At 74.8% G+C, this 24,797-nt stretch carries 16 protein-coding genes, 3 tRNA genes and 1 pseudogene; 9 read left to right on the top strand and 11 right to left on the bottom strand.

Going from position 1 to position 24,797, the window contains the following annotated elements; genetic code table 11:
• Window positions 1-15: 15 nt before the first annotated feature.
• Entirely contained in the window at window positions 16-213 is a 198-nt protein-coding gene (locus ACFCLZ_RS18525; protein WP_380286023.1) for a hypothetical protein, read from the bottom strand.
• A 231-nt stretch (window positions 214-444) separates the two neighbouring features.
• Here ACFCLZ_RS18525 and ACFCLZ_RS18520 point away from each other — a divergent pair, with 231 nt between their 5' ends.
• Window positions 445-2,106, top strand: a complete 1,662-nt coding sequence (locus ACFCLZ_RS18520) for a long-chain fatty acid--CoA ligase (RefSeq protein ID WP_380286022.1) — start codon at window positions 445-447, stop codon at window positions 2,104-2,106.
• 84 nt (window positions 2,107-2,190) lie between these two features.
• Here ACFCLZ_RS18520 and ACFCLZ_RS18515 read toward each other — a convergent pair whose 3' ends face one another.
• Window positions 2,191-5,955: a PAS domain-containing protein gene (locus ACFCLZ_RS18515; RefSeq protein ID WP_380286021.1), complete on the bottom strand. Its 3,765-nt coding sequence runs from the start codon at window positions 5,953-5,955 to the stop codon at window positions 2,191-2,193.
• 179 nt (window positions 5,956-6,134) lie between these two features.
• Between ACFCLZ_RS18515 and ACFCLZ_RS18510 the strand changes: the two genes are divergently transcribed.
• The 6 genes from ACFCLZ_RS18510 to ACFCLZ_RS18485 all read left to right on the top strand — a co-directional run bounded on the left by ACFCLZ_RS18510 (window position 6,135) and on the right by ACFCLZ_RS18485 (window position 11,689).
• Window positions 6,135-6,228: transfer RNA gene (locus ACFCLZ_RS18510), tRNA-Ser, on the top strand.
• Between the two features lie 162 nt (window positions 6,229-6,390).
• Window positions 6,391-6,466: transfer RNA gene (locus ACFCLZ_RS18505), tRNA-Arg, on the top strand.
• Between the two features lie 31 nt (window positions 6,467-6,497).
• A tRNA-Arg gene (locus tag ACFCLZ_RS18500) sits at window positions 6,498-6,573 on the top strand.
• A gap of 273 nt (window positions 6,574-6,846) precedes the next feature.
• Complete coding sequence (locus ACFCLZ_RS18495; protein WP_380286020.1) at window positions 6,847-9,234, top strand: Ig-like domain-containing protein; 2,388 nt, start codon at window positions 6,847-6,849, stop codon at window positions 9,232-9,234.
• Window positions 9,235-9,419: 185 nt separating this feature from the next.
• Window positions 9,420-10,712 carry an SPFH domain-containing protein gene (locus ACFCLZ_RS18490; protein ID WP_380286019.1) on the top strand — a complete coding sequence of 431 codons (1,293 nt, stop codon included), beginning with the start codon at window positions 9,420-9,422 and terminating at the stop codon, window positions 10,710-10,712.
• Entirely contained in the window at window positions 10,709-11,689 is a 981-nt protein-coding gene (locus ACFCLZ_RS18485; protein WP_380286018.1) for a C40 family peptidase, read from the top strand. Before ACFCLZ_RS18490 ends, ACFCLZ_RS18485 begins: the two co-directional genes overlap by 4 nt.
• 75 nt (window positions 11,690-11,764) lie before the next feature.
• Here ACFCLZ_RS18485 and ACFCLZ_RS18480 read toward each other — a convergent pair whose 3' ends face one another.
• Window positions 11,765-12,730 carry an aldo/keto reductase gene (locus tag ACFCLZ_RS18480; protein ID WP_380286017.1) on the bottom strand — a complete coding sequence of 322 codons (966 nt, stop codon included), beginning with the start codon at window positions 12,728-12,730 and terminating at the stop codon, window positions 11,765-11,767.
• A 127-nt stretch (window positions 12,731-12,857) separates the two neighbouring features.
• On the opposite strand from ACFCLZ_RS18480, the gene ACFCLZ_RS18475 reads away from it, so the two are divergent.
• Window positions 12,858-13,055 carry a hypothetical protein gene (locus ACFCLZ_RS18475; RefSeq protein WP_380286016.1) on the top strand — a complete coding sequence of 66 codons (198 nt, stop codon included), beginning with the start codon at window positions 12,858-12,860 and terminating at the stop codon, window positions 13,053-13,055.
• A gap of 57 nt (window positions 13,056-13,112) precedes the next feature.
• Here the strand turns inward: ACFCLZ_RS18475 and ACFCLZ_RS18470 are convergent, their stop codons facing one another.
• The 8 genes and pseudogenes from ACFCLZ_RS18470 to ACFCLZ_RS18435 all read right to left on the bottom strand — a co-directional run bounded on the left by ACFCLZ_RS18470 (window position 13,113) and on the right by ACFCLZ_RS18435 (window position 23,517).
• The gene (locus ACFCLZ_RS18470) at window positions 13,113-14,222 is read right to left on the bottom strand and encodes an endo alpha-1,4 polygalactosaminidase (RefSeq protein ID WP_380286015.1); all 1,110 of its coding nucleotides are present in this window, start codon (window positions 14,220-14,222) and stop codon (window positions 13,113-13,115) included.
• A gap of 22 nt (window positions 14,223-14,244) precedes the next feature.
• Window positions 14,245-14,949 (bottom strand): spherulation-specific family 4 protein, encoded by a 705-nt coding sequence (locus ACFCLZ_RS18465; protein ID WP_380286013.1) that lies wholly within the window; start codon window positions 14,947-14,949, stop codon window positions 14,245-14,247.
• Window positions 14,946-15,851, bottom strand: a complete 906-nt coding sequence (locus tag ACFCLZ_RS18460) for an NAD-dependent epimerase/dehydratase family protein (protein WP_380286012.1) — start codon at window positions 15,849-15,851, stop codon at window positions 14,946-14,948. The genes ACFCLZ_RS18465 and ACFCLZ_RS18460 overlap by 4 nt, the downstream gene beginning before the upstream one ends.
• A gap of 155 nt (window positions 15,852-16,006) precedes the next feature.
• A pseudogene (locus ACFCLZ_RS18455) lies at window positions 16,007-16,714 on the bottom strand (NDP-sugar synthase); the annotation flags it as partial.
• A 71-nt stretch (window positions 16,715-16,785) separates the two neighbouring features.
• The gene (locus ACFCLZ_RS18450) at window positions 16,786-17,778 is read right to left on the bottom strand and encodes an SDR family NAD(P)-dependent oxidoreductase (protein ID WP_380286011.1); all 993 of its coding nucleotides are present in this window, start codon (window positions 17,776-17,778) and stop codon (window positions 16,786-16,788) included.
• 153 nt (window positions 17,779-17,931) lie between these two features.
• Entirely contained in the window at window positions 17,932-19,446 is a 1,515-nt protein-coding gene (locus tag ACFCLZ_RS18445; RefSeq protein ID WP_380286010.1) for a hypothetical protein, read from the bottom strand.
• A gap of 73 nt (window positions 19,447-19,519) precedes the next feature.
• The gene (gene pelF, locus ACFCLZ_RS18440; protein ID WP_380286009.1) at window positions 19,520-21,028 is read right to left on the bottom strand and encodes a GT4 family glycosyltransferase PelF; all 1,509 of its coding nucleotides are present in this window, start codon (window positions 21,026-21,028) and stop codon (window positions 19,520-19,522) included.
• A 104-nt stretch (window positions 21,029-21,132) separates the two neighbouring features.
• Window positions 21,133-23,517 carry a hypothetical protein gene (locus ACFCLZ_RS18435; protein ID WP_380286008.1) on the bottom strand — a complete coding sequence of 795 codons (2,385 nt, stop codon included), beginning with the start codon at window positions 23,515-23,517 and terminating at the stop codon, window positions 21,133-21,135.
• Window positions 23,518-23,928: 411 nt separating this feature from the next.
• On the opposite strand from ACFCLZ_RS18435, the gene ACFCLZ_RS18430 reads away from it, so the two are divergent.
• Window positions 23,929-24,765 carry a tyrosine-protein phosphatase gene (locus tag ACFCLZ_RS18430; RefSeq protein ID WP_380286007.1) on the top strand — a complete coding sequence of 279 codons (837 nt, stop codon included), beginning with the start codon at window positions 23,929-23,931 and terminating at the stop codon, window positions 24,763-24,765.
• Window positions 24,766-24,797 lie beyond the last annotated feature (32 nt).

Genomic DNA, 24,797 nt, shown 5'->3' with positions numbered 1-24,797 from the left:
GTCACCCCCGCGCCGTCACTCCCGCAGCGCGAGCCCCAGCCAGCCCCGGCCCTGGCAGTAGCGGCAGGTCTCCGAGACGAACCCGGTGCCGGTGCGGCCCGCCCGCAGGCCCATCCGCGCCTGCGTCAGCACCCCGCCGGAGCAGCACGGGCACGGCAGCCGGAACCCGGCCGGCCCCCGCCCCATCCGCCGTTCGCCGTGTGCGTCGCCCATGGCCCCAGTATCCCGGCCGCCGGGGCGGGCGCCCGGGCCGCCCCGCCCGACCGGGGGGAACGTGGCCGGCCGTGGCCGGGCCGTGATCGGGGCAACGCCGCCGGAAGGCTGACATCCGGGACCGGGCGCGGCAGAATCGGGCCCTACGGCCCGTATTACCACCCAGTAGCCGGTGTTCGGCCGGGTTCGGGGCAGGGGCCGCCGCAGTGCCGCCCAGGTCGAGGAGGACCCGTGTTCAGCACGATGCAGGACGTACCGCTCACCGTCGCCCGGATCCTGGAGCACGGGTCCACGATCCACGGCCGCTCGACCGTCACTACCTGGGACGGCACCGGCCCGGTGGTCCGGACGTACGCGGAGACCGGGGCGCGGGCCGCCCGGCTGGCGTGGGCGCTGCGGGACGAGCTCGGGGTGACGGCGGACGACCGCGTCGCCACCCTGATGTGGAACAACGCCGAGCACCTGGAGGCCTACCTCGCGGTGCCGGCGATGGGCGCGGTGCTGCACACCCTCAACCTGCGGCTCCCGGCGAACCAGCTCTCGTTCATCGTCAACCACGCCGCCGACCGCGTGGTCATCGTCGACGGCACCGTCCTGCCGCTGCTGGCGGCGGTCCTCCCCGAGCTGGCCCCGACCCTCCGGCACATCGTGGTCAGCGGCCCCGGCGACCGGTCGGTGCTGGCCGGCTTCGCGGGCGGCGTGCACGACTACGAGGAGCTGATCGCGGACCGGCCGACCGCCTACCCCTGGCAGTCCGACATCGACGAGCGCCAGGCCGCCGTGCTCTGCTACACCTCCGGCACCACCGGCGACCCGAAGGGCGTGCTCTACAGCCACCGCTCGGTCTACCTGCACTGCCTCCAGGTCAACACCGGCGACAACTTCGCCTTCACCCCGCGCGACACCGCGCTGCCGGTCGTACCGATGTTCCACGTCAACGCCTGGGGCATCCCGCACGCCGCCTTCATGTCCGGCGCCAACCTGCTGATGCCGGACCGTTTCCTCCAGCCCAAGCCGATGGCCGAGATGATCGCCGCCGTGCGGCCCACCGTCAGCGCGGCCGTGCCGACGATCTGGAGCGGCCTGCTGGACGAGCTGGACGCCGGCGACTACGACACCTCCAGCCTGCGCATGGTGGTGATCGGCGGCTCGGCCTGCCCGCCGTCGCTGATGAAGGCCTACGAGGAGCGCCACGGCATCCCCGTCATCCACGCCTGGGGCATGACCGAGACCTCGCCGCTCGGCTCCTTCGCCCAGCCGCCGGGCGGGCTGACCCCGGAGGAGGCGTGGCCGTACCGGGTCACCCAGGGCGTCTTCCCGGCCTCCGTCGAGGCCCGGCTGATCGGCCCGGGCGGCGAGCGGATGCCGCACGACGGGGTGTCGGCGGGCGAGCTGGAGGTGCGCGGCCCGTGGATCGCGGGGGCGTACTACGGGGGCGCGGGCCAGGACCCGCAGCGCCCGGAAGACAAGTTCTCCGAGGACGGCTGGCTGCGCACCGGCGACGTCGGCACCATCACCGCGGACGGCTACCTGACCCTCACCGACCGGGCCAAGGACGTGATCAAGTCCGGCGGCGAGTGGATCTCCTCGGTGGACCTGGAGAACCACCTGATGGCCCACCCGGAGGTCGCCGAGGCCGCCGTGGTGGCCGTCCCGGACGAGAAGTGGGGCGAGCGGCCGCTGGCCACCGTCGTGCTGCGGCCGGGCGCCACCGCCGGGCTGCCCGAGCTGCGGGCGTTCCTGGCCGGGCGGATCGCCTCCTGGCAGCTGCCGGAGCGCTGGGCGATCGTCGAGGCGGTGCCGAAGACCTCGGTCGGCAAGTTCGACAAGAAGGTGATCCGGGCCGACTACGCGGCGCAGAAGCTGGACGTCACCCGCCTCGGCAAGGAGTAGGCGGGGAGCAGGCGAGGAGCAGGACGGCACGGCGAGGGCCGGCCACCCCGTGAGGCGGTGGCCGGCCCTCGGCGTTCACGGCCGTCAGCCCGCCGCGGCGACGCCCGCCTCGCCCATGGCGCCGATCCGCCCGAGCAGGTCGACGATCCGGGACTGCACGTCGTCGCTGGTCGAGCGCTCCACGAGGAAGAGCACCGTCTCGCCGGTGCGCAGCCGGGGCAGTTCGCGCGGGTCGAGGTCCACCGAGGTGTAGACGACGAGCGGGGTGCGGTGCAGCCGGTCGTTGGCACGCAGCCAGTCCAGCAGGCCGACCCGGCGGCGGCGGATCTGGAGCAGGTCCATCACCACCAGGTTGGGCTGCACGCTGCTGGCCCGGGCGACGGCGTCGTTCTCGTCCACCGCGTGCTCGACGTGCATGCCGCGCCGTTCCAGGCTGCCGATCATCGCGGCGGCGATGTCCGGGTCGCCCTCGACCAGCAGGACGCGCGGAGCGTGGTTCTCGCCGTCGCGCGGGGCGAGCGCGCGCAGCAGGACGGCCGGGTCGGCGCCGTACGCGGCGTCCCGGGTGGCCTGTCCGAGGCCGGCGGTGACCAGCACCGGGACCCGGCTGTTCAGCGCCGCCGTGCGCAGCGACTGCAGGGCGGTGCGGGTGATCGGGCCGGTCAGCGGGTCGACGAAGAGCGCGGCGGGGAAGCCGGCGACCTGAGCGTCCACCTCCTCGCGGGAGCGGACGATCACCGGGTGGTAGCCGCGGTCCTGGAGCGCCTGCCGGGTGGCGGGGTCGGGCTCGGGCCAGACCAGCAGCCGGCGCGGACCGCCGTCGGGGGCCGGGGCGGGCTGTGCGCTGTGCTCGCCGGTGTCGGTGCGGCCGCCCGGCAGCGCGATCGGCGCGTTGGCCTGCGGGGCACCGGGGGCCGCCGGGACGGGGGCGGCGGGCAGCTCCAGCGCGGCCCGCGGCCGGGCGTCGGCGGCGGGTGCCACCGGCGTCACCGGCATGACGGCACCGGCCGGTCCCACCGGGGCGGCCGGGCCGGGGGCGCCGGGTGCGCCGAAGGGGCGCGGCGGGGCCAGCTCGCCGAGGCCGGTGCCGACCGGGCGCGGGCCGCCCTCGGGCTGGTCGCCGGGAGAACCGGGAGACCCGGGAGACCCGGGGGACCCGGTGGCGCCGGGCAGTGCCGGGGCGGCCGACGGCAGCGCGGGCAGAGCGGGGAGCGCCGAGCCGCCCGCCGCGGCGCCGTCGGGCGCGGACGGGCCGCCGGCCTCGCCGCCCGGCCCGGGCGGGACGGCCAGCCGGCGCCGCCGACCGGTCGGCGTGGGCGCGGCGGGCTCGGGCGGAGCGGGCGCCGGACCGGCCGGCAGGGCGTGCTCCAGCCCCGGGTAGACGGGGGTGTCGGTGACGCCGGGCAGGGCGAACCCGCCGGAGGAGTCCTCACCGCCGGGCAGTGCGCGGCGGCGCCCGGACGGCCGGGGCTCGGCCTCGCCGCCACCGTCGCGGCCGGCCGGGGCGTCCGCGGCGGACTCGCCGCCGCCCGGACCGAGCGCGATCGCAGCGCGCGGGCCGCCCTCGCCGCCGGCGGCCCGGCGCTCGCCGGTACCGGCGGCCCCGGCGTTGCCGCCACCGGGGCGCTCGTCCGGACGTCCGCCGTCGACCGGGACGGCGTAGGCGGTGCCGGAGCGGCCGTCGTCCTTGCCCCAGGGGTCGTTCTGCGGGCCGCTCGGGCCGCCCAGGCCCTGGCGCCCGTACGCGGGGTCGTTGCCGGTGCCGTTCCACTGCTCGGGAACGGCCCGTTCGATCCGGGCGGGGGCGTTGGGCCACTGGTCGGCGGGGATGTCCGGGGCTATGGCGCCGACGGGGGCGGCGGGTGCGGCACCGTCGCGACCCGGCTGCTCCGGGGCGGCGGGCGGCAGCTCGACGGCCGGCCGGCCGCGGCGTCCGCGCCGCTGCTCGACGGCCGGCGGCTCGTCCGGGGCACTGCCCGCCGTCGCCGGGTCGGCCTGGGCCTCGGCTCTCCGGGCGTCGGCGGAACCGTCCGGCGCGCCCTCCCGGGAGCGCTCCGCCGGACCGGCCGACGGACCGTCCGCGGTGGCGCCCTCGGCGGCGGCCGGCTCCTCGGCCGGGGCCGCGCTCGGCAGCTGCGGGATGCCCGGCAGGTCGGGCAGGACGGCGCTGTCGCTCTCCTTCGGCCGGTCCGACCGGCCCTCGGCGGACGCGCGCTCGGCGGCGGCCTTGGCGGCGGCCGGGTCCAGCGGCAGCTCGACGACGTACGTGGTGCCGGCGCGTCCCGGCAGCTCGTGCGGCTGGAGCACCCCGCCGTGGCGCTCGACCACCGCGCGGGCTATCGGCAGGTGGACGGGGCTGCCGCCGCGCCCGGGGCCGCGGATCTCCACCCGGGCGACCTCGCCGCGCTGGGCGGCCGCGAGCACCACGGCCGGCGCGTCGCCACCGGCCGGGGGCAGGGCGGGCGTGCCGGGGGCGGCGAGTCCGGGGGAGGGGAGTTCGGGGGCCGCGTCGTCCAGCGCGAGGCCGACGCCGCTGACGTCGGCGACCAGGTGGGCCAGCGCCCGGGCGAGCCGCTGCTCGTCGGCGATCACCTCGACGGCGGCGGCGTGCACGGAGAACCGCACCCGGCCGGCGCCGACCAGCTCGCCCGCGTGCTCGACGGCCCGGCGGACCACCTTGTCCAGCGCGACGGGCACCCGCTCGGCGGCCTTCCGCCCGCTCGTGCCGTCCGCACCGGCGTTCTTGCCGTCCGCACCGCCGCCCTTGCCGTCGGAGCCGCCGCCGCCCTCGCCGGCCTCGGAGCGCTGGTGGTCGAGCACGCCCTCGATCAGCTTGCCGTAGCGGCGGCACTCGTCGGCCAGTCGGCGCAGGGTCCAGTTGGCCTCCGGCCAGAGCTGCCCGGCCGGGTCGGCGGCGAGGGCGTCGATCCGCCGGTGCAGCGCGGTCAGCGCACCGCCCAGCTCGCTCTCCAGGACGGCGGTGAGGTGCTCGTTGCGGGCGACCAGCGCCAGCTCGCGGCTGCGGTCGGTGAAGGTCATCACGGCGCCGACCAGCTGGTCGCCGTCCCGGACCGGGGCGGTGGTGAGGTCGACGGTGACCGGGCGGCCGTCCTTGCGCCACAGCACGGTGCCGCGCACCCGGTGCTTGCGTCCGGAGGTCAGGGTGTCCAGCAGCGCGGACTCCTCCAGCGCCAGCGGCGTGCCGTCGGCCCGGGAGTGCTGGATCAGCGGGTGCAGCTCGCGGCCGCCCAACTCGCTGGCCCGGTACTCCAGGATGTGCGCGGCGGCCGGGTTGACCAGCACGCAGCGGCCTTCGAGGTCGACGCCGAGCACGCCCTCGGCGGCGGCCCGCAGGATCATCTCGGTCTGCTTGTGCTGGCGGCGCAGCTCCGCCTCGACGCCGAGCCGGCCGGTCAGGTCGCGGACCAGCAGCAGGAGCAGGTCGGAGGAGCGGGAGCCCTCGCGGTACGGGTCGTAGGGCACCGGGGGCGCGTAGCCGGAGCCGGAGCCGGAACCGGATCCGTCGTCGTCGAAGTCGTTGCCGGAGACCTCGACCGGGAAGGTGGTGCCGTCGGTGCGCCGGGCGGTCATCCGCACCGGGCGGTCGAGCGCCTCGTCCTCGCGGGCGGCGGGCCGCATCGAGCCGGGGATCCGGCTGGGGTCGAACTCCGGGAGCAGGTCGAGCACGCCCATGCCGACCAGCGAGGTGCCCGGCGCCTGCAGCGCTTGGACGGCCGCGGTGTTGGCATCGACGACGGTGCCGTTGCTGTTGACCAGCAACAGCGCGTCGGGCAGGGCGTCGAGTATGGCGGCGAGGCGAGCAGCGCCTCGGATCGGCCTGCTGCTCACGTCGACAGGTCTCCTCGGCTCAGGGCAGCTCTCTCCGGAGACGGCAGTATCTCATTCTTCTTTGCGGCGGGGACGACCCGCCTAGTAACGTTGGCGGCGGTTGGTGCCGGGCCCCCGGGTTGTGGCATCATCACAGGCACAAGGAACGGGTCCGCGCACGCGGGCTTGCTCCATGTGGAGGAGGCTTCGCCTAGTCCGGTCTATGGCGCCGCACTGCTAATGCGGTTTCGGGGTTATTCCTGATCGAGGGTTCAAATCCCTCAGCCTCCGCCAGCCGGGAGCCCCGCCGACGATCTTGTCGGCGGGGCTCTTCGCATCTCTGGGGACGGGCCGGCGGGGGGTGCCCGGGGTGCCCGGATCAATCGATTTCGTCCCGCGCCGCAGGTCATGTAATGTTGTCCCCGCACCGCCCCGGAGGAACGTTCGCCAGGGCGAGCGCTCATAGCTCAACGGATAGAGCACTTGACTACGGATCAAGAGGTTGCAGGTTCGAATCCTGCTGAGCGCACCAAATCCCGCAAGACCGGGTCCGCCCGGAACTTGCGCTCATAGCTCAACGGATAGAGCACTTGACTACGGATCAAGAGGTTGCAGGTTCGAATCCTGCTGAGCGCACCATCGAGAGACCCCCGGCCGACGGCCGGGGGTCTCTGCGTTTGCCGGGCCGGGGCTCGGGGGTTCGGCCCGGTTGGCCGCCCTATGGGTGAAATGCGGTTCTTTCGGGTACATCCCGTCCTGCCGGTCGGAGGGCCGCCAATCGGGTGTTATGCGGCCAAGGGCGCAAGTGTCGCGGTATGACCGGCTCAGGATCATGATTCCGTTTTGTCTGATCTTGTGCCCAGCCTGCCCGGCCATCCAGGCCGCTCGGCAGTCGATGCGAAGGAGAGCCGGATGAACCGACAGTTCCCGGCTACGGCCGTCACCGTCCTGGCGGCCGGGCTGTTGATCGGCGGCAGCGCCCCGCTGAGCTACGGCAGCACCTCCCCCCTGCTCTCCGACCTCTCCCCGGGCGGTGACGACGCCACCCCGGGCGCCACCGCCGACGCCCGGCCCACCCGGCCGGTCCGGCAGCCCGGCACCGGGTCCACCCCGGCGCCGCGACTGCGGCCCGGCCGTGACGAGCACCAGGGCGCCGACCCGGCCGTCGGCTTCCCCGAGGAGGCGGCGATCGGCCACGGCTACCGGCTCACCCTGCCGGTCGCGGTCGGCGACGCGCCCGCCGTCCTGGCCGGCTGGGTCGACTTCGACCGCAACGGCCGGTTCGACCCGGTCGAGCGGGTGCAGACCGAGATCGCCCCCGGTGCACGCAGCGCCACCCTGGAGTGGACCGTCCCCGCCGGAGCCTCCTCCGGCGAGACCCGGGCCCGGCTGCGGATCGGCCGGGACGCCGCCCAGGTGGTGCCGGCCGACGGCGCCGCCGAGTCCGGGCAGGTCCTGGACCAGCGGATCCGACTGACCGTCGGGGCCGCCCGCCCGGAGATCTCCCAGCCGGCCGACGGCACCACCCTCGCCGAGACCCGCCCCCGGATCTCCGGTACGCGGGCGACGGCCGGCGCCACCGTCGAGGTCCGCGAGGGCGACACCGCGCTCTGCCACGGGCAGGTCGCCCGGGGCGGCGACTGGTCCTGCCGCCCGGACACGGCGCTGGCCGCGGGCCCGCACGCCCTCACCCCGGTACTGACCACCGGCGCCGGTGCGGTGCTGCGCGGCGAGCCGGTCCGGCTCACCGTGCGGACCGCGGCGCCGGGCACGGCGGTGCTCACGCTGCCCGGGTTCACCAACGACCCCGGCATCCGGCTGACCGGCACGGGGGAGCCGGGCGGCACCGTCGTCGTCACCGACCGGCCGTCCGACGGCCCGGAGGAGGACCTCTGCAGCACCGCCGTCCGGGCCGACGGCGGCTGGTCCTGCCTGCCGGTGGAGAACCTGGCCGAGGGGCGGCACCGGCTCACCCCGGCCGCCGCCGACCTCGCCGGGAACCGGACCGCCGGGCAGCCGGTCGAGCTGGTGGTGGACACCGTGCCGCCGGACCGCCCGGTGCTGACCGCGCCGGCCGCCGGGGAGACCGTCCGGGCCGCCCGGCCCCGGCTGGCCGGGAAGGCCGAACCCGGGGCGCGGGTGCTCGTCACCGCGGGGCCGCAGCGCGCCGCCGGGACGGCGCGGATCGTCGCCTGCGGCGCGACGGCGGCCGTCGACGGCAGCTGGACCTGCACGGCCAACCGGGATCTGACGGACGGGGAGCAGTGGCTGGTCGTCACGGCCACCGACCAGGCGGGGAACGGGACGGCGGCGGACGCGGTGGCGGTCCGGGTCGAGACGGCGGGGCAGACGGCGGCTCCGGCGCCGGTGCAGGCGCCGACGGGGGGTGCCGTGCCGACGCCCACCGCGTCCGCGTCCGCGCCCGCGCCCGCGTCCGTCGCCGCTACGCCGCCGCCGGTGGCCGCGCCCACGGCCCCGGTCGCGTCGACGCCTGCGACGCCTGCGACGGCCACGACCACGGCGGTGCCGACCACGGCGGTGCCGAGCGCGGTCGCCGGCCCGGCCACGGTCAGGCCCTCGGTGCCGTCCTCGGTGCCCACGCCTTCGGTACCCACGCCCTCGGTACCCACGCCCTCGGTGGCCGTCCCGTCCCCGGCGATCACCTCCCCGGTGGTGCCGAAGCCCTCGGCGAGCACCCCGGCCCGTCCGGCCCCGACCGTACCCGTGGCCGCGCCCGCCGTAGTGGCCGTGCCCGCCGTGGTGCCGGCGCCCCTCCCGCCCGGGCTGCCGCCGGTCGTCGTGCCGCCGGTCACCGGAGCGGCGTCCGGCCCGGCGACGGCGCGCCCGACCCCGATGCCGACCGCGACCGCGACCGCGACCCGGAGCGCGTCCCCGGCTCCCGCCTCCGCGGCCCCGTCCTCCTCGGCCCCGACGCCCCCGGGTCCGAGTTCCGGCCCGAGTTCCACTCCGACCCCGACCCCGACCGTCACTCCCTCCGCCACTCCCTCCGTCACCCCGGCGCCCACCGGGCCGGCCGCCGCCTCGGACCGGGAGCGGACCGACCGGGCGCCGGCCGCGCCGCCACCGGGCGGGTCGCGGCAGGCGGCCCGGACCACCGGCACCGCGACCGACTCCGCCGGCCCGGCCGACGAGGCGGAGCCGCCGTCGCCGACGGCCGCCGACCGGCACCGGTCGGACGGCTGGCGCGGAGCGCTCGCCGGGGTCCTGCTGGTGCTCACCGGCATCGGTCTGATCACCCGCCGGGTGATCGGCCGGGGATCCGGCCCCCGGCGGCGCTGAACCGCTCCCCCAATCCGCTCATGTGTCTGCGCGTCAGGCCCGGCTTCGGATGATTCGTCAAGAAATGTCGACACGCACTGGTTCAAATGTCGCATTTGATGACGTATGAACTTAGCCTGGCTCTGGCACTGCCCGTCAGATCCGGGCCGCCCGTTGCGCGACACACTGAACCTGAGGATCCGTGCATGGACGTCACCCGCGATTCTTCGCAGCGACCCGACCACCTGCCCAAGGCGTTCCCCCCGGCGCTGCCGGAACGTTCCGCCTCCGGCTCCAGCCCGCTGGCCAGGGCGGCGAGGCCGCCCAGGCCCGCCAAGTCGGCCGACAACGGCCCGGCCACCACCCCGCTCGCGGTGGTCCCCGGGCCGGCCGTCGGTACCCCCGTCGACCTGCGCGATCCGCTGGAGACGGCGGACCCGATGCCGCCGGTGACCACGAGGATCCCGGTGGCGGACGAGCCGGAGAGCGCGCCGGCCGCGGCGGCGACCGCCGTCACCTCGCGCCGCCCCCCGCGCGCCGACCAGGCGCTCCGCGAGCACACCGCGGCCGGCCTGCCCGGCTGGATCGCCCTGCTCGGACTGCTGCTCGGCACGGCCGCCGTCCTGCTGGTGCTGGCGCGCGACGGCGTCATCCCGTACTGGGACGCGCTGCCCGACCTGCGCTCGGGGGCCGCCAGGGCCAGTGGCCAGGCTGAGGTGACCGGCCGTTCGGTGGCCGCCGTGGCCGCCGCCGGACTGCTCGTCGTCCTCTCGCTCGCGGGCCTGCTGGCCAACGCGGGCGGCGAGACCCGGGTGCTCACCCGCTGGGGCCGCTACCGGGGCACCGTCCGCCGCACCGGCCTGGTCTGGGTCAACCCGCTGCTGCGCCGCCGCCGGGTGGACGTCCGGCTGCGGCACTGGCGCAGCGAGCCGGTCAAGGTGGTCGACCGCACCGGGACGCCGATCGTCGTGCGGCTGCTGATCGTCTGGCGGGTCAAGGACACCGCCCGCGCGACGCTGGCGATCGAGGACCACGAGAGCTATCTGCGGGAGCAGGTCCAGGCGGTGCTCACCCGGACCGCCTCCACCCTGCCGTGCGACAGCAACGCGGCGCCCGGGCCCGCGCTGCGCGACGGCCAGTGGTTCGCGGACGAGCTGACCCGGGCGCTGGCCGCCGAGGTCGCGCCGGCCGGCCTGGAGGTCTACTCGGCGCAGCCGCTGGCGCTGGACTACGCGCCGGAGGTGGCCGAGTCGATGCGCCGCCGCCGGCTGGCCGACCTGGACGCGGGCCTGCGCACGGTGCTGGTGGACGACGCGGTGGAGGCGGCGGCGCTGGCCGTGCGCCGACTGGAGCGGGCCACCGCGCACGAGCTGGACGAAGCCGCCCGGAGCGCGTTGATGGAGCAGTTGCTGGTCGCCTTCGTCGCCCCGGCCGGAGTGGCCGCCTCGGTACCGTCCCCGGCCACCCGGGCCGGGCGGAAGGAAGGACGACCGGCATGAGGATAGCCACCGGTACGGACGCCGGCCCGGCGTTCGCGGACGTGGACGCGGACGACGCGGCGCTGATCGGTTTCGAGGAGAGCCTCGGCAGCGTCCCTGCGATCACGGGCTGCGCCTGCCCGAACTGCGCTGCCCGGCCGCGCACCGCCCGCGCGGCGGAGCCGTACGGCGGGGGCCGAATACACCGGGCGGTGCGAAGTACCTGCCTGGCCACCACGGTGCTGGCCGGTGCCGGGGTGGTCGGACTGACCGCGGGCGCCGGGTCCGCGCACGCCGCGCCGGGCAAGCAGGGCTGGGACGGCTCGAAGTACTGGTTCAAGAACGGCAGCGGCGAGTGGCGCTACACCAGCCACTACACCGTGTACTCCAGCGCCGTGGGGGGCGGCGGTTCCGCCTCCTCCACCGCGCAGCAGGCCGTCTCCAACGGCTCGGCCGCCTCCGGCGGGATGCGGCAGGGCTGGGACGGTTCGAAGTACTGGTTCAAGAACGGCAGCGGTGAGTGGCGCTACACCAGCCACTACGACGTCTACCTGAGCCGCACCGGCCAGTCCGGCGGCGGCTCGGCGGCGTCGGCCGGCAGCACCGCGCCCGCCCCGGCCGAGACGCGCTCGGCCGGCCGCCTGGAGTCGGCGATCGAGTACGCGCTCGCGCAGCAGGGCAAGCCGTACGTGTGGGGCGGCAACGGTCCCTCCGGCTACGACTGCTCGGGGCTGGTGCAGCAGGCCTACCAGCGGGCGGGGATCAGCCTGCCGCGGGTGGCCGACGACCAGTACGCGGCGACCACGCCGATCACCGCGGGGCAGCTGCGCCGCGGCGACCTGCTGTTCTGGTCGGACAGCGGCCGGGCCTCGGGCATCCACCACGTGGGGATCTACCTCGGCGGCGGCAAGTTCGTCGAGGCGCCCCGGCCGGGCAAGACGGTCCGGGTGTCGGCGATCAGCAGCGGCTTCTACCCGACCCACTTCGGCCGGCCGTAGGGGTCCGGCACCGGGGAGTGCGAAGGGGCGCGCCGTCCACGAGCCGTGGACGGCGCGCCCTTGCGGGTGACGGCCTCAGGCGGAGGCGTCGTCCAGCAGGGTGGTCTGCGTCGGGGTGAGCTCCAGCGCGGCGGCGGCCAGCAGCGGCGGGAGCTGGCCGACGGTGCGGGCGCTGGCGATCGGGGCGGCGACCGTCGGCCGGGCGGTGAGCCAGGCCAGGGCGACGGTGGCGGGCTCGACGGCGTGCTCGGCGGCCACGGTGTCGAGTGCCTCCAGCACCTTGGGGCCGCGCGGGTCGTCCAGGTAGCGGCCGGCGCCCTCGGCGCGGGCGCTGGCCACCTCGGCGCCGCCCGGGCGGTACTTGCCGGTGAGGAAGCCGGAGGCCAGCGCGTAGTACGGCAGGGTGGCGAGGCCGTGTGCGGCGACCACGTCGGCCAGCGGGCCCTCGAAGGTGCCGCGGGAGACCAGGTTGTAGTGCGGCTGGACGGCGGTGTAGCCGGTCAGGCCCTCGCGCTCGGCGAAGGCGAGCGCCTCGGCGAGCCGGTCGGCGCCGATGTTGGAGGCGGCGACGGCGCGCACCTTGCCCTCGCGCACCAGCGCGTCCAGGGCGGTGACGAACTCCTCGACCGGGGTGTCGTCGTCCTGGTGGGTGTAGTAGAGGTCGATGTGGTCGACGCCGAGGCGGCGCAGTGAGCCCTCGGCGGAGGCCTTGATGTTGGCGGCGGCCAGCCCGGGGGCCTCGGGGTGCAGGCCGACCTTGGTGGCGATGACGACGGAGTCGCGGTTGCCGCGGCTGCGCAGCCACTTCCCGATGATGGCCTCGGACTCGCCGCCGGTGTTGCCCGGCACCCAGGAGGAGTAGGTGTCGGCGGTGTCGATGAAGTTGCCGCCGGCCGCGGCGTAGGCGTCGAGGACGGCGAAGGACTCGGCCTCGTCGGCGGTCCAGCCGAAGACGTTGCCGCCGAGGGAGAGGGGGAACACCGCGAGCTCGGAGTGGCCGAGCTGCACGTAACGGGGGGCGTCGCTGCGGGAATCGGTCATGGTCCGAGTCAACCCGATCGACCGGGTGGACATTCCGTGAACGAGGCGGACTTCACACGCCCGTCGCACGTTCGCAGCGCGGAGACCGGGTGTCGGGGTGGTCCGCGGATTCGTTAGAGTCCGTGCCATGGCTGACAACGAGCACGACCCCGCCGGCAGCACCCAGATGTTCCGGGCCTTCGTCGAGGAGACCCCGGCGCCCCAGGCGCCGGGGTCCGTCAACACCTACGGCGGCAACAACGGCAACCGTACCGGCAAGATCGCGGTGATCGCCGTGGTCGCCCTCGCGGTGCTGGGCGCCGTCATCTGGCTGGCCGTCAAGTAATCCTCGCGGTGGAAGGCCTGGCGGTCCGGCGGCCCCCGGGTGCCGGACCCCGCCTCCTCAGCAGGGCTTGCGCCAGGCGTCCAGCTCGAGCTTCTTCTGCATCGAGCTGAAGCCCAAAGCCTTGGTGCGGCCGCAGAACTTCTCGGTGCCCAGTTTGTACTCGACGTGGAAGACCGCCTTGCCCGCCTGGATGAAGGGGGAGAGGCGGGCGCACTCGTCGAACTGCGCGCACTCCTCGTTCACGGCGAAGTCGAAGTCGTTCAGCAGCGCCGGGACCTGCTCCAGGTCGTTCTTCAGGCCGATCGCCAGACCGCGCTCGTGGGCGAGCGCCGCGAGCATGCGGTTGTAGCGGAGCTGGTCGTCCGCGGTCAGCGGGAAGCCGCTGTTCTGGTTGTAGGCCTCGATGGTGTCGGGCTCGACGGCGTCGAAGCCCTTCTGCCGGCACATGTCGAAGCGGGCGGCCATGAGGGGCTTCAGCTGGTCGATCTTGCGGATGTCGAACCACTTCTCGCCCTTCCAGCCGTTGCCCGAGCCCTGGAGGGCCTGGGCGAAGGCGGCGGAGTCGGGGCGGAAGTCCTCCCAGGAACCGGCGTTGATGTAGCAGATCACCTTGCGGCCCTTGGCGTGCAGGGCGGCGACCACGGAGGCGTCGGTCTCGAAGCCGTCGATGTCGTAGACGGGGACGTCGACGGACTGGTCGACGCCGCCGCCGAGTTGCCACTGCCAGGCGAGGCCGGGTGCGGGCTGCCAGCGGGCGCCGGCGGCGCCGGGCGTGCCGGGGGTTCCCGGAGTGCCGGGAGCGGCGGGGGTGTTGGGGGTCCCCGGGGTCGCCGGGGTGCCTGGGGTCCCTGGGGTGCCGGGAGCGGCGGGGGTGCCCGGGGTGCCGGACGGGGCCGGCGGGTGGCCGGGGGCGGTCGGTGAGCCCGGGCCGTCGGGAGAGGTCGGGGTGCCCGGTGTTCCCGGGGTGCCCGGCGTGTCCGGAGTGGCCGGTGCGGTCGGAGTCCCCGGAACGGGGGCGGCGGTGGCCGCCGGGGGCGGGGCCGCGGTGGCGTCGGCCGAGGGGTCGTCCTCGTCGTCCGAGCCGGAGCTGCTGCACGAGGTCGCCAGCAGCGCGGTGGCGGTGGCGAGGGCGAGGGCGGCCCACACGGGCCGGGTACGGCGGGTCACGGTGCACGGACTCCGGATCGGGTCAGATGGGTTCGGGCAGTGGCCGGCCGGCGGTCAGCTGGTGCGGCAGGGTGCTCCAGGGGTTCTCCCCGGCGCCCGGCACCGCGCAGCCGACCCCCGCCCGCCGGGCGGCGATCAACGCGGCGGCCTCCCCGGCCCGTTCGGCGGGGACGCCGTAGACCAGGTGGCAGAACCGGGCGGCGGCGTGCCGGCCGGTCCACAGCGGCAGGGCCAGCGCCTGGTAGGCGGCCCAGTCGCCCTCGAAGGTGACCAGCAGGTCGGCCAGGCCGACCTCGGCGTACCCGGGGTCCGGGTGGTCGCCGTGGCCGAACACCACGGTGGCGCAGCCGGCGGCCCGGGCCGCGGTGGCCAGACGCCGGTAGTGCGGCAGCGCGCCGGGCACGGCGGACACCTGGTCGAGGTAGACGCCGGAGATGCCGTGGCGCTGACGGTAGGTCAGGATGTCGTTCACCACGGCGGCGTGCGGCCGCCGGCCGTAGTCGGTGTCGGCGTAGCCGAGCAGCGGCAGGCCGGCCTTGCGGAGCTTCTCGGCGGCCTCGGTGAAGACGTGGTCGGGCTCGCCCGGCCCGTCGGCGAGGTTGAGCACGACGGCGGCGACGCGTTTCGGGTCGGCGGCGGCGACCGCCTGCCAGGCCGCCGGGTCCACCGCGGGGTGGACGTAGAGCGGCACCAGCAGGCGGCCGTCGGGGTGGTGGCCCCCGGTCATGCGGTGACCAGCGGTTCGGTGGAGAGCCAGAGGTCGCGCAGCGTCTCGTCGAGTCCGCTCTCCGGGTGCCAGCCGAGCGCCCGGGCGGCGGCCGACACGTCGGCCTGCTGCCAGGAGACCGCCGCGGAGCGCTCCGAACCGGCGCCGCTCTCGTCGATCCGGCCGGCGAAGCCGGCCGCCGCGACCAGACCGTCGGCGATCGCCCGGACCGGCCGGGCCTGCCCGGAGGCCAGGTTGAGCACCCGGGGCAGCGGGCCCCGGGCGGTGACGGCGAGCGCGACCGCGCGGGCGACGTCCCGGGCGTCGACGAAGTCGCGGTGGGCCGAGAGGTCCCCGACCCGCACCACCCCGTCGGCGCCCTCGGACGCGGCCCGGCGCAGCTCGGCGGCGAGCCGGCCGGGCAGCGAGCCGGCCGGGGCACCGGGGCCGACCGGGTTGAACACCCGCAGCACCACGGCGTCCAGCGGCGAGTCGGCCACCGCGAGGGAGCCGGCCAGCTTGGTGGCGCCGTAGACGCCGACCGGGCGGGCGTCGGCGTCCTCGGCGAGCGAGCTGCCGGGGGCGCAGACGCCGTACTCGCCGGCCGAGCCGATGTGCACCAGCCGGGCCGTCGGGGCGCCCCGGCCGAGCGCCTCGGCGAGCACGGCCGGACCGCGGGCGTTCACCTCGGCGAGGGTGACGGCGCTGCCGGAGACGGCGCCGGCGACGTTCACCACCGCGTCCGGGGCGAGCGCGGCCAGCTCCTCGCCGACCGGGCCGGCCTGGGCGGTGGCCAGGTCGAGCCGCAGGTCGTGGTCGGGCCGCCGCCCGGCGGTCAGCACGGTGGCACCGGGCAGTGCCCGCAGGGCGGTGGCGGCGTGCCGGCCGAGGAAGCCGTCGGCGCCGAGCAGCAGGATCCTCACGCGGCCCGTCCGTCGTTCTCGGGGCCGGCCGGGACCGTGGCCGTCGGCTGCCCGTCAGCGGCCTCGGGGGCGGTTCTGGCGGCGGGGATCGGCAGCGCCTGGCCGTTCGGCACGGCGTACAGGCCCTCGCCGGCGGCGGGGGCGGCGGCCGGTTCGCCCGGGAGCAGCAGCGAGCGGTTGAGCGCGAACTCGGCGTTGGCGCGGTCGTAGTCGTCCGGGCGGCCGATGTCCAGCCAGTAGCCGTCGAACTCGTAGGCGGACGGCGGCGTCTGGGCGGCCAGCAGGTCCAGCACCAGCTCGTCGAAGCCCAGCGGCAGGCCCGGGGTGTAGCGGGCGAGCGCGGCGCGGGAGACGCCGTAGACGCCCATCGAGACCCGGTAGTCGATGCTCGGCTTCTCCTGGAAGCCGGTGATCGCCCCGCCCTCGGAGGTCAGCACGCCGAAGTCGATCTTCACCTGGCGGGCGTAGGTCGCGATGGTGAGCGGGGCCCCGGACGCCTCGTGGTGCTTGAGCACCCCGGCGAAGTCCAGGTCGGTGAGGACGTCGCCGTTCATCACCAGGAAGTTGTCCGGCAGCCGGTCCTGCAGGGTGAGCAGCGGGCCGAGGGTGCCGAGCGGGCTGTCCTCGACCGCGTACCCGACCCGCAGCCCCCACTGGGAGCCGTTGCCGACGTAGGCGCGGATGATGTGGCCGAGGTGGCCGATGGCCAGGGTGACGGTCTGGAAGCCCGCGGCGGCGAGCTGGCGCATCACGATCTCCAGGATCGCGTGCTGGTCGCCGATCGGGACGAGTGGCTTGGGAAGCGCGGTGGTGTACGGGCGGAGGCGTACGCCCTTACCGCCGGCCAGGATCACTGCGTGCATGTGGTTCCCCCACGGAAGTCGGTTCGACAAGGGGCCTTCGGTGCCGGGAGCGGACGGAAGGCGGAGCCGGGTCAGACGTTGTAGATGTCGGTCTTGTAGCGGGCCAGGTTCGCCGGGTCGCGGAAGAACTCGATGGTCTGCTCCAGACCCTCCTCCAGCGAGTACCGCGGGGCCCAGCCGGTGGCGGTGCGCAGCCGGGTGGCGTCCGCGACCAGGCGCATGACCTCGGAGTTGGCCGGGCGGATGCGCTGCTCGTCCTCCTTGACGGCGACGTCGACGCCCATCAGCTTGCCGACCAGCGAGACCAGGTCGCCGACCGAGATCTCGCCGCCGGTGCCGGCGTTGAAGGTCCGGCCGACCACGGTCTCCGCGGGGGCGGTGCCGACCGTGCGGAAGGCCAGCGCGGTGTCCTTGACGAACATGAAGTCGCGGGTCGGGCGCAGGTCGCCGAGGGTGATCTCGGTCTCGCCGGCGGCGAGCTGGGCGATCACGGTCGGGATGACGGCGCGCATCGACTGGCGCGGGCCGAAGGTGTTGAACGGGCGCAGGGTGACGACCGGGGTCTCGAAGCTGGCGTGGTAGCTGTCGGCCAGCCGGTCCCCGCCGGCCTTGGAGGCGGCGTACGGGGACTGGGTGTTGATCGGGTGGTCCTCGCTGATCGGCACGGTCTGCGCGGTGCCGTAGGTCTCGCTGGTCGAGGTGTGCACCAGGCGGGGGATCTCCAGGTGGCGCACGGCCTCCAGGACGTTCAGGGTGCCGGTGACGTTGGTGTCCACGTACGAGTGCGGGGCCCGGTAGGAGTACGGGATCGCGATCAGGGCGGCCAGGTGGTAGACCGCCTCGGTGCCCTTGACCAGGCCGTTGACCGAGCCGGGGTCGCGGACGTCGCCGAGGACGATCTCGACGGAGTCCAGCACCTCCTTCGGGAGGGTCTCCAGCCAGCCGAAGGACGAGAACGAGTTGTACTGGACCATCGCGCGGACCCGGTGGCCGTCGGCCACCAGGGTTTCGACGAGGTGGGAGCCGATGAATCCCTCGGCTCCGGTGACGGCGACGCTGCTCATGGTGAATCGCTTCCTGTGTCTTCAGGGGACGTGGTGTACGGGTCCGGCCGGGTGAGCGACGGTGTGGTGACCCGGCCGGGGCCCGGTACGGGTGGTGCTGTTCCGTCGTGCTGGTTCCGTGGTGCGCTGTTCAGCTGTTCCGCGGTGCCGGTTTCAGCGGTGCTTGGTGGTGCGGCCGAGCACGGGCCCGGCGGTGGCGGTGAGGACGGCCGCCGCGGCCCCGCAGCCGATCAGCTGCAGGACGGTCGGGTCCGCACCGGTCAGCAGTCCGGCGCACTCGGCGCCCGCGGCTGCCAGACAGATGAGGGCGGTGCTCCAGCTGAGCCCGAAGGCGTTCAGCAGCAGCGCCAGCCAGAGCGAGCCGCCGAGCAGCAGCAGCGCGCCGAGCTCCGGGACGCCCAGCGCGGGGGCGCCGGGCCAGAGCACGGTGGCGGCGGCGTCGAGGGCGGCCACGGTGGTGAGGTAGATGAACAGGCAGCCGAGCAGCACGCCGCCGGTGCGGCGGGCGAACTCGACCGGGGTGTGGCTGGTGCGCAGCGCGGCCACCGCCATCGCCCGGTAGCGGAAGAGCAGCCACTCGGCGAGGCCGAGGCTCAGCGTCAGGGCGATCATGGCCGGCCCGGTCGGGCTGGCCGAGGCGCCCTCGGCGCTGCCGGTGCTCACCGCCCGGTGGACGGTGACCCCGAGTCCGGCGATCAGGGTGAGGGTCCCGACCGCGAGTCCGAACAGCAGGTGCGGGATCTCCTTGTGCAGCGGCAGCCGCAGCGGGACGGGTTCCGCCTCGGCGCGCCGGCAGCGCAGCAGTTCCCGGGCGGCGAGCCCGACGGCCAGGCCGAGCGAGGCCAGCAGCACCGCGGTGCGGACGGCCTGCGGCACGTCGACGGCGAGCACCACGCCCGCGCCGAGCGCCGACGGCGCCAGCGCCAGCAGCAGGAACTTCTCCCGGCCGAGCACCAGCAGCGCGGTGGCCGCCGCCAGGTAGACGGACTGCCCGGCGGCGAAGCAGAGCGCGCCCAGCGGTCCGCCGACCACGTATCCGGCGGTGGCCGCGGTCAGCGCGCCGAGCGGGGCCCCGATCGCCAGGCAGGCCGCGGCCGACCGGCGCCGGCCGCGGCCGAGCCAGGCGTACGCGCGGTGCGCCAGTGCCTGGTTCCACGACCAGCTGACCAGGGTCGCCACGGACAGCGCGAGCATGCCCGAGGGCAGGCCGAAGCGCATCCGGTCGGCGGCGAACAGGTTGGCGCCGAGCAGGTAGCCGAGGCCGGGCAGGGCGAACACCAGGCCGCGTACGACGCACCGCCAGGGGTCGGCCCGCCAGGGGTTGGCGAACTCGGCGCTCGGCCCGGGGTAACGGCGTTCGACCCGTTCGAACAGCTCCTCGGCGACGGTGAACGCGTCGGGGCGGCCGTACAGCAGGCCCGCCTGTTCGTCGGAGAGGCCGTCGGACTCCAGGAAGGCCGCGATCTCGTACGGGTGGACGGCGTCGGCGCAGATGTCCTGCAGCCGCTCGGCGAGTTCGTCCAGCGGGTCGGGGGAGAGGTCGAGCTGGTCCGCCTGCGGCCCGGGGCGCTGCGCGGGCAGCGTCGGACGGCGCCGCTTCAGCGGCAGGACCCGCAGCTGGACGGTCTCGTCGGCCTCGTTCGGAACCAGACGCAAAGGCCCGCTCATGCGCCCACCTCGCTGCGCTCGGCGGCCGCTTCGCGGGACGCGCACCTGTCGATGACGAGCTCGCTGCGCTCGCTCATGCGCCCACCACCTCGCTGCGCTCCTGCTCGGCCGGCTGCTCCCAGTCCGGGTCCGGTGGCCCGTCGGTGACGGCGACCACGCCCTCGGGCAGCCAGCGGGAGGTGCCCAGCAGCTCGGTGTAGATGCTGCGGAAGCCGTCGATGTTCTGGCGGAGGGTGAACTGCTCGATCACCCGCAGCCGGGCCTGCTCGCCGAGCCGGGCCCGGCGCTCCGGGTCGCGCAGCAGCTCGATCGCCGCCGCGGCCATCGGTTCGGGCTCGCGCGGCGGGACGACCAGGCCGGTGTCGCCGACCGCCTCGCGCACGCCGCCGACGTCGGTCGAGACGGTGGCGCGGCCGCAGGACATCGCCTCGATCAGGGTGAACGGGAAGCCCTCGCTGATCGAGGAGAGCATCACCACGTTCCCGGCCGCGTAGGCGTCGGTGATGTCCGCGACCCGGCCCTCGAAGACCACCGAGTCGGCGGTGCCGAGTTCGGCGGCCAGCGCCTCGCACGCCTCGCGGTAGGCCTCGCCGCCCTTGGGGGTGCCGCCGAACAGCCGCAGCCGGGCGTCGGGTATCTCGCGCCGCACGATCGCGAACGCGCGGATCAGCGTCTCCAGGTCCTTGATCGGGTCGACCCGGCCGGCCCAGCTGAGCGTCGGGGTCCCGGGCTCCGGCCCGGCGGGCGGGAAGGCCGCCGGGTCGACGCCGTTGTAGACGGTGCGGATGTGCGTGGAGGGGGTGCCGCCGCGCTCCTCCCAGCGCCGGTTGTACCGGTTGCCGGGGGTGACCAGCGCGGCCCGCCGGTAGCTCTCCTCGGCGAGCATCCGGTAGAAGCCGAGCAGCAGCGCCTTGACCGGCCAGCGGTAGGGGCCGGTGCGGTAGCCGAGGTAGCGCTCGCGCAGATAGATGCCGTGCTCGGTGAGGAGAAACGGTACGCCGAACTGCTGAGCGGCTATCAGCCCCGGGAGCGTGGCCAGTCCGCCGCTCGCCGCATGCGCCACTCCGTCGCGCGGCGGCTCGACCGCGAGCGGACGCAGCGCGTGCTCCAGCAGGTCGGTGGCGTTCAGCGCGTCGTGCATGGTGGGCCGGGAGACGGCGGTCGAGAGGTAGTCGCGGGTCCAGACGTGCTGGAGGGTGCGCAGGGCGCGCTCGCTGCGCAGCGCCGGGCTGAGCAGCCCGCGCCGGGCGAGGTCGGCGAAGCCGTAGAGCTCGGTGCCGAAGTGGGTGGTGTAGACCGGGTCCAGGAGGGAGTGCAGGAACCGTTCGTAGGTGTTGAGGAAGCGGCGCATCTCCTTGCCGCGCGGGGCCTTCGCCTCCGAGGCCGGGCCCCACAGCGGGGCGGTGGTGACCGACCGCACGTTGGCGGGCAGCTCCCAGGCCAGTGGTTCGTGGCCGGTGCCGGTGACGGCGACGATGTCGAAGTCGACGTCCGGCATGCCTTGCACGAGCTGGTCGCACCAGACACTCACACCGCCGTGCTGGTGCGGGTACGTCCCCTCGGTGAGCAGGGTGACGCGCATCTGTGTCCCCCCTCCTGTTCTTGCCTCAAGCTCCCGGCCGAGCAGGCCGGTCGGGTGGTGCCGGTGACGGCCGCCGCACTGCGGCCGCCACCGGGTTCACCTGTCTAGCGGGTGCCGGGCGAGCCGGCGGTCTTCCTGGCGGGTTCGGCCTTCCCCCCGGAGGCCTTGCCGTGCTGCTGCGGGGCGCCGCCGTGGCCGGCCGCCTTCCCGCCGGTGCTGCTCGCCGTACCCGAAGTCGTACCAGGAACGACGTCCTTGCCCGCCACCGGGGCCCCACTCCCGGGGACCAGGGTCGGCGCGTCGGTGCGGTCGGTGTCGCCCGGACCGGCCGGGACGGCGTCCGCGGTGCCCTGCGGGACGACCTTGGTGTCGGCCGGCGCCGGGGCCGGGACGGACTTGGCCGCGACGCTCGGGCTGGTGCCGGCCGGGGCGGCCGGGGTGCCTGCGGCGGGCAGCGTCAGCTGGACGCCGCTCTGCAGCTGGCCGGGCTTGACCCAGCCGGAGAGCGAGCCCGCGTAGGCGGTGCCGAAGGCGGCGGTGCCGATGGCGAGCTGCTGGACGGTGCCGGTCGGCACGGTGGCCTGGATCTGGACACCGGCCGGGGCGTGCACGAAGACGGCGTCGCCGGTGCGGTAGGCGGTGACCTGGCCGGAGGCGATGGCGTTGTTCCAGGCCGCCCGCCGCTGGAACTCCTGGCCGATCTCCTTCTGCGGGAGGTTCACGACCGGGGCGTTGTCGGCGTGCAGCGACCGGTAGGTGGAGAGGATCTTCTCCAGCACCGGGTAGACGATCCGGTCCTCGGACAGGTTCGACTGGTGGATGAAGTGCGGCCGCGGGTCGTTGCTCAGCACGTGGCCGAGGTCGATCCGGGCCTCCAGCGGCACGATGTACGACTGGTAGCCGGTGTTGACGTCCAGCGGGGTCGGCAGGCAGGTGGAGTTGGCGTTCTGGCAGACGCCGCTGCCGCCGTTGGCGACGCTGGTGTAGATCCAGTTGTACTCGTCCGTCTCCTCCTTCGCCGTGGCGGCGTTGTAGAAGATGTTCATCGGGTAGCGCGGCACGGTGAGCGCGGCGCCGACGGCCCGCTGGGCGGGCTCGCGGGAGGCGTCACTGGCGGTCCACTTGACCCCGTTGGCGGCCAGCGAGGGGGCCAGGTACGGGTTGTCGCTGGTCTCCTGGGGCGCCGTCAGCAGGCCGGAGTGCTCGCCGGTGACCAGCTCGGTCTTGTCCAGCTGCAGGCTCCGGGCGGCCGCCCAGTCGAGGTTGTTCTTGATCTGGGAGGTGATGGTGGCCTGGTCGACCCAGACGGTGCTGCCGGAGGTGGTCTTGGTGCACTTCCACGGGACCACCGAGACGTCCTGGAGGCAGCCCAGGTACGGGTGGGTGTAGGTGTGGTTGATCCACCGGTAGCTGGTCTGGTCGGCGACCATCTGGTCCACCACCGGGTCGGTGGTGGTCTCGTGGTCGGTCTTCCAGTCCTCGCTGCCGCCGCCGTTGAACACCATGTCCATGGTGAAGTCGTGGTCGAGCTGCCACTGCTTGGCGTACTGCGCGTCGGCGACCGTCATCCGGATCGGGTTGGCCGTCTCCGGGGTGCCGGGCGGGCAGGTGACGTCGCCGGGGGTGCACTTGAGCACCGTGTCCCAGCGGTCGTCGGCGAGGAAGACGTCGTCGACGTGGGCCGCGAAGTAGTTGCGGTCGTAGCCCAGGTGGACGCCCTGGGTTATCCAGTCGACTATGCCGCGGGCCAGCAGGCGGTACTGCTGCTGGTACTGGTTGTAGACGAAGGTGACGACCAGTTCCTTGCGGCCGTCGTGCTGGTACTCGCCGACCAGCGAGCCCTTGGCGGTGCTGTTCGGGATCGGCACCTCGACCAGCGGGGTGAAGCTGGAGCCGGCCGGCAGGGTGGCCAGCGGGGTGGCCAGGTAGCCGTAGCTCTCCGGGACGGTCGGGTCGTTGTCCTCGAACGGGACGCTGCCCTTGAGGTAGTCGAACGGCCCGCTCAGGCCGGCCGTGGTGACCTGGCCCTGGAAACCGTCCAGGGTCCCCATGTAGCCGGGGTTGACCGCCCAGTTGAGGCCGACGTCGGGGCGGGCGTAGGTGTACGCGTCGACCTGGCGGACGCCGAACGCGGCCTCGTACGTGGCGATCGCGGCCATCTCGGCGGAGCCGGCCGCGAACGGGTTGTCGTTGGGCAGCACGATGCCCTGGTACTTGCCGCGCGGCTGGCCGTTCAGGGTGTCGCTGAGGAAGGCCGCGTCGATCACCGGCCGGCCGGTGTCGTTGAGGTCGACGAGCTTGTACGGCGTGCCCTGGCTCTTGAGCTCGGCGGCGATCGCGGCCGTGGCCGGCCCGCCGTCGCTGATCACCAGGACCGTGAGATCGATCCGGGGCGTGGTGGTGGTGGCGTGTGCGAGGGACGACTGCAGGCCTCCGGCCAGCAGAACGGCTGCCGCGCAGGCGGCGACTCTTCGGGTCGCTCGACCCATGTTGTCTTCCTCCCCTGGGCAGGGCGCTCCGCTGCCGGCGTCCACCTGCCCTGTAGCTGTTCGCGGGCAGCAGGCTGCCCGGCGCCCATCCTGGTGGAACATCCGTGGCAGGAGGGACCAAATGGGCAGGAGTGCAGCGAATCTGTTACCAACGTTCATGGTCAGGCCATGAGGGCGCTGATTGTGGCCGAAACCGCACCGGCTGCGCAAATAATGAATTAAGAATTAAAACCCGGAACCTAGCGTTACCGCTGCTCACCCATCGTGCGATCCGATGGATGAACCGGACCCTACACTGGCGGCGTTGCCCATGACACTGTTACACATCCTGCCGTTTCGGTGGGCAGGTTCATGCAATATCGCTCAGGGTTGTGCAACGTCACCGTCCGAATATCCAATGGAGGCCGTCGAGTGACCGAGCATCAGACCGAAACCGCCGCAATTCCGGCCGCCCGCAGCCTGGGCCTGTTCGGCGCCGTCAACGCCCGCGACCTCGGCGGCTACCGGACGGCCGAGGGGCTGGTGCTCCGGGCCGGCGTCGCCCTGCGCAGCGACGGCCTCAACCGGCTCACCGACGAGGACCTCGGGCGGCTGACCGGGCTGGGCCTGCGGCGGATCGTCGACCTGCGCAGCCCGGACGAGGTCCGCGAGGCCGGCGCGGACCGGATCGCCGACGGCGTGGCGCTCCATCAGCTCCCGGTGTTCGCGGCCGACTTCGACATCTTCGCGACGCTGCGCGAGGCGCTCGCCGACCGTGATCCGCACAAGCAGCGCGCCCTGCTCGGCGGCGGCCGCGCCGACGCCATGATGACCGGTCTCTACCGATGGTTCGTCACCGACCGGATCGCACGCGAACGGTTCGCCGGCGTGCTGCGCCTGCTGGCCGATCCGGACGGCGCGCCGCTGCTGTTCCACTGCTCGGCCGGAAAGGACCGCACCGGCTGGACGGCGGCCGTGCTGCTGACCGCGCTCGGCGTGGACCGGGAGACCGTGGTCACGGACTACCTGCTCACCAACGAGCGGTCGGCCGCCGTCGTCGAGGCGGTCCTGGAGGGTTTCCGGGCCCGTGGCCTGATGCACGAGCCCGAGCTGCTGCTGCCGGTGTTCCGGGCCGAACGCCGGTACCTGGAGGCGGCCTTCGCGGAGGTCGAGACCGGTTGGCCGGATTTCGGCGCGTTCTGGGCCGACGGCCTCGGGCTGGACGGGGCCGTCCTGGCGGGTCTGCGGGCCAACCTGCTGGCGCCCTGAGCCGACCCCGGGGCTCCCGGCCCGGCCGCCGT

Source organism: Kitasatospora purpeofusca (assembly GCF_042691725.1).
GTDB lineage: Bacteria > Actinomycetota > Actinomycetes > Streptomycetales > Streptomycetaceae > Kitasatospora > Kitasatospora purpeofusca_B.
Note: the sequence above shows the minus strand (reverse complement) of the source record. Positions and strands in the feature narration are given on the sequence as shown.

Bases quoted from the DNA above. Each gene is read 5' to 3' on its own strand.
- ACFCLZ_RS18485 (WP_380286018.1), top strand. From the start codon at position 10,709: ATGAGGATAGCCACCGGTACGGACGCCGGCCCGGCGTTCGCGGACGTG.
- ACFCLZ_RS18480 (WP_380286017.1), bottom strand. From the start codon at position 12,730: ATGACCGATTCCCGCAGCGACGCCCCCCGTTACGTGCAGCTCGGCCAC.
- ACFCLZ_RS18490 (WP_380286019.1), top strand. From the start codon at position 9,420: ATGGACGTCACCCGCGATTCTTCGCAGCGACCCGACCACCTGCCCAAG.
- ACFCLZ_RS18475 (WP_380286016.1), top strand. From the start codon at position 12,858: ATGGCTGACAACGAGCACGACCCCGCCGGCAGCACCCAGATGTTCCGG.
- ACFCLZ_RS18445 (WP_380286010.1), bottom strand. From the start codon at position 19,446: ATGAGCGGGCCTTTGCGTCTGGTTCCGAACGAGGCCGACGAGACCGTC.
- ACFCLZ_RS18495 (WP_380286020.1), top strand. From the start codon at position 6,847: ATGAACCGACAGTTCCCGGCTACGGCCGTCACCGTCCTGGCGGCCGGG.
- ACFCLZ_RS18465 (WP_380286013.1), bottom strand. From the start codon at position 14,949: ATGACCGGGGGCCACCACCCCGACGGCCGCCTGCTGGTGCCGCTCTAC.
- ACFCLZ_RS18525 (WP_380286023.1), bottom strand. From the start codon at position 213: ATGGGCGACGCACACGGCGAACGGCGGATGGGGCGGGGGCCGGCCGGG.
- pelF (WP_380286009.1), bottom strand. From the start codon at position 21,028: ATGCGCGTCACCCTGCTCACCGAGGGGACGTACCCGCACCAGCACGGC.
- ACFCLZ_RS18435 (WP_380286008.1), bottom strand. From the start codon at position 23,517: ATGGGTCGAGCGACCCGAAGAGTCGCCGCCTGCGCGGCAGCCGTTCTG.
- ACFCLZ_RS18450 (WP_380286011.1), bottom strand. From the start codon at position 17,778: ATGAGCAGCGTCGCCGTCACCGGAGCCGAGGGATTCATCGGCTCCCAC.